We start from the raw sequence: 7,666 nt of genomic DNA, 5'->3' as shown, positions 1-7,666 counted from the left end.
GCGGATGCACGAATATGGTCCGCAATGACGCGCATGGAAAAATCAGTTCGTAAGTGCGTTAGTGCGTCGGTGCTTAAGCTGGCGGATGTGACTGCACCATATTGCCTTTCATATTTTTTGCCGGTTATCTTCTCTATTTTTCTGATGACCGGCATGAAGAGATCGGTCTCGTAGTTCCCTTCCACGCCTTCGACCACGGCCGCAAGGCGTTCAAGCCCCATGCCGGTATCGATGGAGGGTTTGGCAAGCGGCTTCATCTTGCCGTCGCTACCCCTTTCAAACTGCATAAATACAAGGTTCCATATCTCCATGAATCGGTCCGATTCCAGGTCCTTTGTAGTCACCTTTGAACCGGGGACGCGGTCAAAATGGAGCTCGGAACATGGCCCGCATGGGCCGGTATCGCCCATCACCCAGAAGTTATCCTTCTCGCCAAGGCGGAAGATGCGGTTCTTTTCAACATGCTTGAGCCAAAGTTTTTCTGCCTCGTCATCATCATTATATACGGTGATGCAAAGACGGTCGGCGGGGATGCCAATGGTCTTGGTGAGGAACTCCCAGCCGTAAGCTATGGCCTCTTTCTTAAAATAATCTCCGAAAGAGAAATTGCCGAGCATTTCGAAGAAAGTATGATGCCTTGGGGTCAAACCCACCTGTTCGAGATCGTTATGTTTACCGGAAACGCGCATACACTTTTGTGATGTGGTGGCGCGTTTACAATCACGCTTGTCGTGGCCCAAGAAGACGTCCTTGAACTGGACCATTCCGGCGTTGGTAAAGAAAAGCGTCGGGTCGTTCGCCGGCACCAAAGATGATGAAGGGAGGCGTTTATGGGCGTTCCCCTCGAAATATTTAAGGAATTTATCCCTCAGCTCTGATGATCTCATGGCGGTAAGACCTACACAAATAAAGCCTTTTAGGCAAGAATTTTGGGCGGTAAATGAATTATTCTAGCAACTATTTTCAAATTCTGCCGACGATATCAATATAATGAAGAGTTCCTACGCAAAAATGACCGCCATGGCAATGATGTTCCTCATCTCTTCATGTGCACGCACACTTGTTAATTCGTCTCAGACACCTGCGAACGTGAATTTTTCGGCAAAAGAGAGGGCCGAGGCGATGGCAGATAAAAAGGCCATCGATTACTGCGCAAAGTTCGGACACAAAGGGTACGAGAAGGTATCCATGAGCTCCACAAGAAAGGCCATCTCCTCCGGAAATGTCCGCTGCGAGACGGTTCCTGTGAAATGCCCCGAACTTTTCACGAAGGACGGCAGCAACGGTCTCACATATAAATATTTCGGAGTGGCAAGAGCCGACGCATTCAAGACGAACGTGAACCCGAGCGACAGGATAATCATCCCTTTCAAGATGAACGCACAGGCAAAGTAGTCTTTACTTGATCTTAAAACAAAAACCCTCTCCGCTTCGATGCAGGGAGGGTTTTTTATTACCTATAGAATGTTCGATTACTTTGTCTTTTTAACTTCCGGCGCCGGCGCCGCGGCCTTTGTTGCCGGAGTATCGGTCCTGGTAAGACCGTAGTTGGCCCTCACGGCCGTTTCGAGCGTGTTCAGCATCTTCGGGTTTCCCTTTAAATACTCGACCGCCGAATCGCGGCCTTGAGCGAACTTCTCACCCTTGTAGGAATACCATGCGCCGCTCTTTTCCACTATTCCGAGCTCGCTTGCGAGGTCCAGAATGTCGCCGGCCTTATCGATGCCCACACCGTAGTAAAGGTCGAACTCGGCCTGCTTGAACGGAGGAGCCACCTTGTTCTTCACCACCTTCACGCGCGTGCGGCTTCCAACGACCTCTTCTCCCTTCTTGATGGCGCTCGTGCGCCTGATATCAAGGCGAACGCTCGCGTAGAACTTAAGGGCGTTCCCGCCGGTAGTTGTTTCGGGGTTGCCGAAGAATACGCCGATCTTCATCCTTATCTGGTTGATGAATATGAGGATGGTCTTTGACTTTGCCACCGCCGCCGTAAGCTTGCGAAGCGCCTGGCTCATGAGGCGGGCCTGCGCGCCCATCGTGGCGTCGCCCATTTCACCTTCAAGCTCACTCTTTGGAACGAGCGCGGCGACCGAATCGACCACTATAACGTCCATGGCACCGCTTCGAACCAAGGTCTCGGCTATTTCCAGTGCCTGCTCACCGGTATCAGGCTGAGAAATAAGCAGGTCCTCTATCTTAACACCGAGTTTGCGCGCATATTCAACGCCAAGCGCATGCTCTGCATCTATAAAGGCCGCAACACCGCCGAGTTGCTGGGCCTCTGCTATCGCCTGAAGAGCAAGAGTTGTCTTGCCGCCTGATTCGGGTCCGTATATCTCAATGATGCGTCCGCGCGGATATCCGCCGACGCCTAAAGCGACGTCGAGTGACAACGAGCCCGATGGCACCGTTGCAACGTTAGCTACCTTGTCGTCCTTTCCGAGGCGCATAATGGCGCCCTTTCCGAACTGCTTTTCGATCGTTGCTATTGCAACGCCGATCGTCTTCTCGCGGCTCCCCGCGTTTGCCTGGGTTACGGTTTCCATATAATATCTCCTTTGTTATAGTTTGATGTCAGGTGTCGGAGGTCTGAGATCTGACATCTGACTTCCGGTTTCTGGCTTCGTCCTTCTTTAGATCGAATTTCTTCAGGGCCGTATAAACACTTCCCTCTTTTGTCAACACACTTTTGTATAATGTAAGATGATCTATCACCACCTTGCCAAAGCTGATGGGACCCAGCTCATTTATCTGCTTCATAAGAAGGCTCGTGCTCTTCAACTCTTTCGCGCGACCGATGGTCAGGTGAAGTCTGAACGCCCGATCGTCCTTTTTAATGGGATATTTTGCGAGCGCCTTTTCTAGTTCTGCCTGCATCGAAAGGACCAGCTCAACATCGCCCAAAAATCCCGCCCAGATGACATTTGGATATTTCCAGTTAGGAAAGACCCCAAGCCCCTGACAATCAAGCGATACCGGAGCACAAGAACTTGTAACGGATCCTATGGAATCTACAATGTCACCCATGAGCAGTTCTTCTTCAACATCGCCGAAGAACTTCATGGTAACGTGAAGCAGTGAAGCGTTGAGCCACTTCACTCCCTTCTCTTTCTTGGAAAAGTCCGAGATGAGGCGCGAAAGCTTCTGTTTCACCTCGGGCGGAATATCAAATGCGAGGAATGAACGAATTTTCGTCATAATAGATATCTTCTTACAAGATCAAGCGCCTCATATGAGGTCAACGCCTTGAACAGGTCGCGCTCACGAGGGTGACAGTAACTTATATGCCTTGTTCTGCTTTCGCTTGCAAGGGCAATATGAACCGTGCCCAGAGGATTCTCTTTTGTGCCGCCTGACGGCCCCGCAACGCCGGTAACAGAAAGGCCCAGAGAAGCGCCGCTAACCTTACGAACGCCTTCGGCCATCTCTTTTGCGCACTCTTCGCTCACGGCGCCATGCTCTTTGATGGTTTCCTCTTTGACCCCCAGCATATCTGTCTTTGAAACATTGGAATATGAAATAATGCCGCGTTCGAACCACTGCGATGCGCCCGGAACATCGGTTAACAGGTTAGCAATCCGCCCGCCCGTACACGATTCGGCAACGGCTAGGGTCATCTTCTTTTTCTGCAGGAGCTTTCCGACCACCGCTTCAAGTGTATCATCGTTCTCGCCGAATATATGATCGCCCAGCCGTTTCCTGATCAGCATCTCTGTTTTTTTTAGCTCTTCTTCTGTTTTACCGATCACCAGCTTTATCTTCACCTCTGGATACGAGGCCCGAAACGACATCCTTACGTCGCCAAGCTCCAAACCTTTCAGACGCTCGTCAAAACTGGCCTCGGGTATCCCGAAACATCGCAGGAACTTTTGCGAATAGATATGTTCGCCGGCCTTCTCTTTCAGCCAGGGAAAGATAGAATCGTTGAATATCTGATAAAGCTCCCTTGGAACGCCGGGGAGAAAGAAAAATATGGCCGGTCCTAACTTTACCTGAACGCCGGGGGCCGTCCCCACCCTGTTGGTCAAAGGCTTTCCGCCTTCGGGGATATATGACTGGCGTTTATTGTTATCTGTGCATTCACGGCCGACTTTTTTAAAGAAGGCCTGTATGCCGTTCCAGATATCTTCGTGAAGGATGAGTTTTTTGCCGAAGGCCTTTGCGGCTGACTCAACCGTTATATCGTCGAGCGTTGCGCCAAGCCCGCCGCTAACAAAGACTATTTCGGCATATTCTGCGGCAAGTTTGCACATCTCTCCTATCGCATCTTCGCGGTCGGGAACGCCGCCGTGCCACACCACCTCGTGGCCCAGCATCCAGCATTTGTCGGCGAGCCACGCGGAATTCGTGTCTACCACGTTACCGCTCATTATCTCGTCGCCTGTTGTTACTATGGCTATCTTCATAACACACATGTCATTGCGAGGAACGTAAGTGACGAAGCAATCTCCATTGCGCGATTTCACAAAGGGGATTGCTTCGCCCTAAAGGGCTCGCAATGACGACAATATAATCAAACATACATTCGCATAGACTCCGGCCAGAACATCATCCAAGACGATGCCAAAACCGTTGTGCATGCGATCATCTATCGTTCTAACGGGGAACGGTTTCACGATATCGAAGACCCTGAAAAGCGCAAAGGCGATGAGAACCGTTTTCCATCCGAAAGGGTGCCCGGCAACGGCCACCAGAAAACCGGCCACCTCATCTATTACGACCGTCTTTGGGTCATCAACGCCGAAAAGGGCTTGCGCCCTGTCTGATATCCACGATGAAAGAACGATAAAGACCATGAGAAACGTTATGTAGTGTATCAGCGGCAACCCCGCGAGGGCCCAAAAGAGCGGTACACCAAGGAGGGTGCCGAAAGTGCCCGGCGCTTTTGGCAGATACCCAAGGCCGAGGCCGGTCGCGAACAGCTTAATGACTCTATCCATTACTCACCTTTTTAAGGGCCTTTTCATGTATCTCGCTCTTCCATTCAAGGTCAACCAATCGATCTTCGTGATTATCCAGCTTTCTGGCTATCATCCTGACCTCGATCACTCCCTCAGCAATTTGCTGAACATCTGAGTTGAGCTTTTCAAACAGGACATTCGCCCTTTGGGCAAGCCTGTTGGTTTCGGCCATGTCCTTTTCATTTTTATTGAATCTTTTATCCACCTCATCGAACCGCTTATCCACCTCATCGAATCGCTTATCCACCTCATCGAACCGCTTATCCACCTTACCGAATCCTGTGACCATATCGTCCCTGAGTAATTTGACCTCGGTTAAAATATGACCCATCTTTTTTTCCGTCATATGTGCCCCTTTCATTCTTTTTCGCCTAGCACCGAGCCCTTTAAAAGACAAGAATTGATATAGCAAAAATGGTGCCAGAAAAATTCCTCAACGATTTCAACAAAAACATGGGCGGAATCTCAAAGAACTGTCCAGTTTTCGTCAGTTGACATGAACAATTATTAGAAGTATGGGCAATTCATGACAAAATCATCGACCGTATTTTCGTGTCAGAACTGCGGCGCCCAGTCCCCAAAGTGGATGGGGCGCTGTCCCGAGTGCGGCCAGTGGAACACATATATCGAAGAGGCCGCATCCGAAGATATAAAACCTGCCCGCAGTTCAATGGCACCGGCGGCCAACTTCACGCCAACGCCCCTTCCGGAAATAAGCTCGGACAAGAGCGCGCACAGGCCGGTAGGAATAGGAGAGCTCGACCGCGTCCTTGGCGGAGGACTTGTTCCCGGATCGGTAACTCTCATAGGCGGCGACCCGGGAATAGGAAAATCTACGATAGTGATGCAGGCGCTGGGAAGCATAACATCAGCCAGCAAGGTTTCAAACCAGCAAGGAAGGAAAGTTCTATACATCTCCGGCGAAGAATCGGCGCCGCAGATAAAACTCAGGGCAGAGCGCCTTGGCGTCGATCAGCAGGAGATATTCGTCCTCACCGAGAACTGCCTTGAGCGACTCTTAGAAGAGATAAAAAAACTAAAGCCTTCTATCATCGCGGTCGATTCCATTCAGACCATCTATTCAAATAATATAACGAGCGCACCGGGAACGGTAAGCCAGGTGCGCGAATCGGCCGGCCAGCTCCTTTATTATTCAAAGGCCTCCGGCACATCTACCATGCTCGTGGGCCACGTTACAAAGGACGGCGCGATAGCCGGGCCAAAGGTCCTGGAGCACATGGTAGACACGGTCCTTTATTTCGAAGGGGAGCGCGGGCATCCGTTCAGGCTCCTTCGCGCGGTCAAGAACCGCTTCGGCTCAACTAACGAGATAGGCGTCTTTGAGATGACGGGAAAGGGTCTTAAAGAGGTCTTAAACCCTTCAAGCCTCTTTCTCGCCGAAAGGCCGGAAGGGGCCGCGGGTTCTGTGGTTGTGGCCTCGCTCGAAGGTTCTCGGCCGGTCCTTGTTGAGATACAGGCGCTTGTCACCTCTTCCGGATTTGCTCAACCAAGAAGAACGGCCATAGGCATGGACTCGGGCCGTGTGGCGCTTTTGGTGGCGGTGCTCGAAAAGATCGTGGGCCTTCATTTGAACGATCAGGATATCTTTCTGAACGTTGCGGGAGGGCTTAAGGTGAATGAGCCGGCGGTCGACCTTGGAATTATCACCTCGATAACGTCGAGCTTCAAGAATAAGCCCATCGACCCTCACACGCTGATCTTAGGCGAGGTCGGCCTCACGGGCGAGGTACGCGCGGTATCGGGAATTGAAATGCGCCTCTCGGAGGCGAGCAAGATGGGATTCAAGCGCGTGCTCATGCCTAGGTCCAACACAAAAGTAAAACCGCCAAAGGGGATGGAGGCGATAGGGGTCGCAACGGTGGAAGAGTGTCTTAGTTTTATCTAGATCTGTACGCATCCTTTCGATGTCTTACGCGATAGACCGTTATAGTTTTAGGGCCTTCATCGATTTGATAGATCGTCCTATAATCTCCGACACGCAATCTGAATGTTTTATCAGAGCTCTCAAGTTTTAAACTTTGCGGCGGATGAGGATTCTCATGCAGTCTCATCACCTTTAACATTACTTTACGAACTTCAACTTTGGGGTTTTTTGCTAGATCTTTTTCTACATCATGATCAAAGAAAAGCTTATAAGATGCCATTTTTTCAGCTTAAGAATAAAATGAGTTGATGGACACTTTGGATTATTTTTCCGCTCGGCAACTGTTCTTAGGTCAAAAACGTCCTCCATAAGATCATTGTAGCTGTCTATGTCAATAACCACCGCTCTTTTGTGCCCCTTTGCCTCCGTCAAAAACTGCTCTTTTATTTTTGATTTCATGGCCTCAATTTTAAACTAATCACTCCATATTGTCAGCCCGATGTTGCAGATGAGCTCGCATTTGACGTTTTTAACACTCAACGACTTACAGATGGAAAAATCGACATTGGCGCGGAGGAGTTTAAACAGCCGTAATCATAGCTAGTAAGTTAAGCCAAAGGCCGCGCGGGGCAGTGAGGGCGCCTTGATGCGGCCTTTTTTTAATTTGAACCCCTCCCCCTCGGCCCCTCACCATCCACCCTCAAAGGGTCCGACCCTTTTTTCACACCACTTTCATTGCACGACGCGAATAAAACAGCATCCCTTCATCCATCGCAACACTATAAAAACATACCCCCCCCTAGGGGTCCGATCCTTTTGC

At 50.4% G+C, this 7,666-nt stretch carries 10 protein-coding genes; 2 read left to right on the top strand and 8 right to left on the bottom strand.

Annotated elements, in window-relative coordinates; all coding sequences use genetic code 11:
- A partial coding sequence (locus tag COV46_08245) for an alanine--tRNA ligase (protein ID PIR16516.1) occupies window positions 1-887 on the bottom strand: 887 nt, incomplete at its 3' end.
- A 103-nt stretch (window positions 888-990) separates the two neighbouring features.
- Here COV46_08245 and COV46_08240 point away from each other — a divergent pair.
- Window positions 991-1,395: a hypothetical protein gene (locus tag COV46_08240; GenBank protein PIR16515.1), complete on the top strand. Its 405-nt coding sequence runs from the start codon at window positions 991-993 to the stop codon at window positions 1,393-1,395.
- A 77-nt stretch (window positions 1,396-1,472) separates the two neighbouring features.
- Here COV46_08240 and recA read toward each other — a convergent pair whose 3' ends face one another.
- The 5 genes from recA to COV46_08215 all read right to left on the bottom strand — a co-directional run bounded on the left by recA (window position 1,473) and on the right by COV46_08215 (window position 5,322).
- On the bottom strand, window positions 1,473-2,546 hold the full coding sequence (recA, locus tag COV46_08235; GenBank protein ID PIR16514.1) for a recombinase RecA: 1,074 nt from the start codon (window positions 2,544-2,546) through the stop codon (window positions 1,473-1,475).
- 28 nt (window positions 2,547-2,574) lie between these two features.
- A complete protein-coding gene (locus tag COV46_08230) occupies window positions 2,575-3,198 on the bottom strand; it encodes an RNA 2',3'-cyclic phosphodiesterase (GenBank protein PIR16513.1) in 624 nt (207 codons plus the stop codon).
- The gene (locus COV46_08225; GenBank protein PIR16512.1) at window positions 3,195-4,415 is read right to left on the bottom strand and encodes a competence/damage-inducible protein A; all 1,221 of its coding nucleotides are present in this window, start codon (window positions 4,413-4,415) and stop codon (window positions 3,195-3,197) included. Before COV46_08225 ends, COV46_08230 begins: the two co-directional genes overlap by 4 nt.
- 69 nt (window positions 4,416-4,484) lie before the next feature.
- A complete protein-coding gene (locus tag COV46_08220) occupies window positions 4,485-4,940 on the bottom strand; it encodes a phosphatidylglycerophosphatase A (GenBank protein PIR16511.1) in 456 nt (151 codons plus the stop codon).
- A complete protein-coding gene (locus COV46_08215; protein PIR16510.1) occupies window positions 4,933-5,322 on the bottom strand; it encodes a hypothetical protein in 390 nt (129 codons plus the stop codon). The genes COV46_08220 and COV46_08215 overlap by 8 nt, the downstream gene beginning before the upstream one ends.
- A 165-nt stretch (window positions 5,323-5,487) precedes the next feature.
- Between COV46_08215 and COV46_08210 the strand changes: the two genes are divergently transcribed.
- Window positions 5,488-6,867, top strand: coding sequence for a DNA repair protein RadA (locus COV46_08210; GenBank protein ID PIR16509.1), 1,380 nt, complete (start codon window positions 5,488-5,490; stop codon window positions 6,865-6,867).
- Here COV46_08210 and COV46_08205 read toward each other — a convergent pair.
- Together COV46_08205 and COV46_08200 are read right to left on the bottom strand one after the other, a co-directional pair.
- A complete protein-coding gene (locus COV46_08205) occupies window positions 6,860-7,126 on the bottom strand; it encodes a type II toxin-antitoxin system mRNA interferase toxin, RelE/StbE family (GenBank protein PIR16508.1) in 267 nt (88 codons plus the stop codon). The two genes, COV46_08210 and COV46_08205, sit on opposite strands and share 8 nt — an antisense overlap.
- Window positions 7,090-7,305, bottom strand: a complete 216-nt coding sequence (locus COV46_08200) for a hypothetical protein (GenBank protein PIR16507.1) — start codon at window positions 7,303-7,305, stop codon at window positions 7,090-7,092. Before COV46_08200 ends, COV46_08205 begins: the two co-directional genes overlap by 37 nt.
- Window positions 7,306-7,666 lie beyond the last annotated feature (361 nt).

This window comes from Deltaproteobacteria bacterium CG11_big_fil_rev_8_21_14_0_20_49_13 (assembly GCA_002796305.1).
Lineage (GTDB): Bacteria > UBA10199 > UBA10199.
This window is presented reverse-complemented; position numbering and strand designations above follow the sequence as displayed.

What these genes read in the sequence shown, in the direction of transcription:
- COV46_08225 (PIR16512.1), bottom strand. Translation starts at nt 4,415, where the DNA reads ATGTGTGTTATGAAGATAGCCATAGTAACAACAGGCGACGAGATAATG.
- COV46_08200 (PIR16507.1), bottom strand. Translation starts at nt 7,305, where the DNA reads ATGAAATCAAAAATAAAAGAGCAGTTTTTGACGGAGGCAAAGGGGCAC.
- COV46_08215 (PIR16510.1), bottom strand. Translation starts at nt 5,322, where the DNA reads ATGAAAGGGGCACATATGACGGAAAAAAAGATGGGTCATATTTTAACC.
- COV46_08220 (PIR16511.1), bottom strand. Translation starts at nt 4,940, where the DNA reads ATGGATAGAGTCATTAAGCTGTTCGCGACCGGCCTCGGCCTTGGGTAT.
- recA (PIR16514.1), bottom strand. Translation starts at nt 2,546, where the DNA reads ATGGAAACCGTAACCCAGGCAAACGCGGGGAGCCGCGAGAAGACGATC.
- COV46_08205 (PIR16508.1), bottom strand. Translation starts at nt 7,126, where the DNA reads ATGGCATCTTATAAGCTTTTCTTTGATCATGATGTAGAAAAAGATCTA.
- COV46_08230 (PIR16513.1), bottom strand. Translation starts at nt 3,198, where the DNA reads ATGACGAAAATTCGTTCATTCCTCGCATTTGATATTCCGCCCGAGGTG.
- COV46_08240 (PIR16515.1), top strand. Translation starts at nt 991, where the DNA reads ATGAAGAGTTCCTACGCAAAAATGACCGCCATGGCAATGATGTTCCTC.
- COV46_08210 (PIR16509.1), top strand. Translation starts at nt 5,488, where the DNA reads ATGACAAAATCATCGACCGTATTTTCGTGTCAGAACTGCGGCGCCCAG.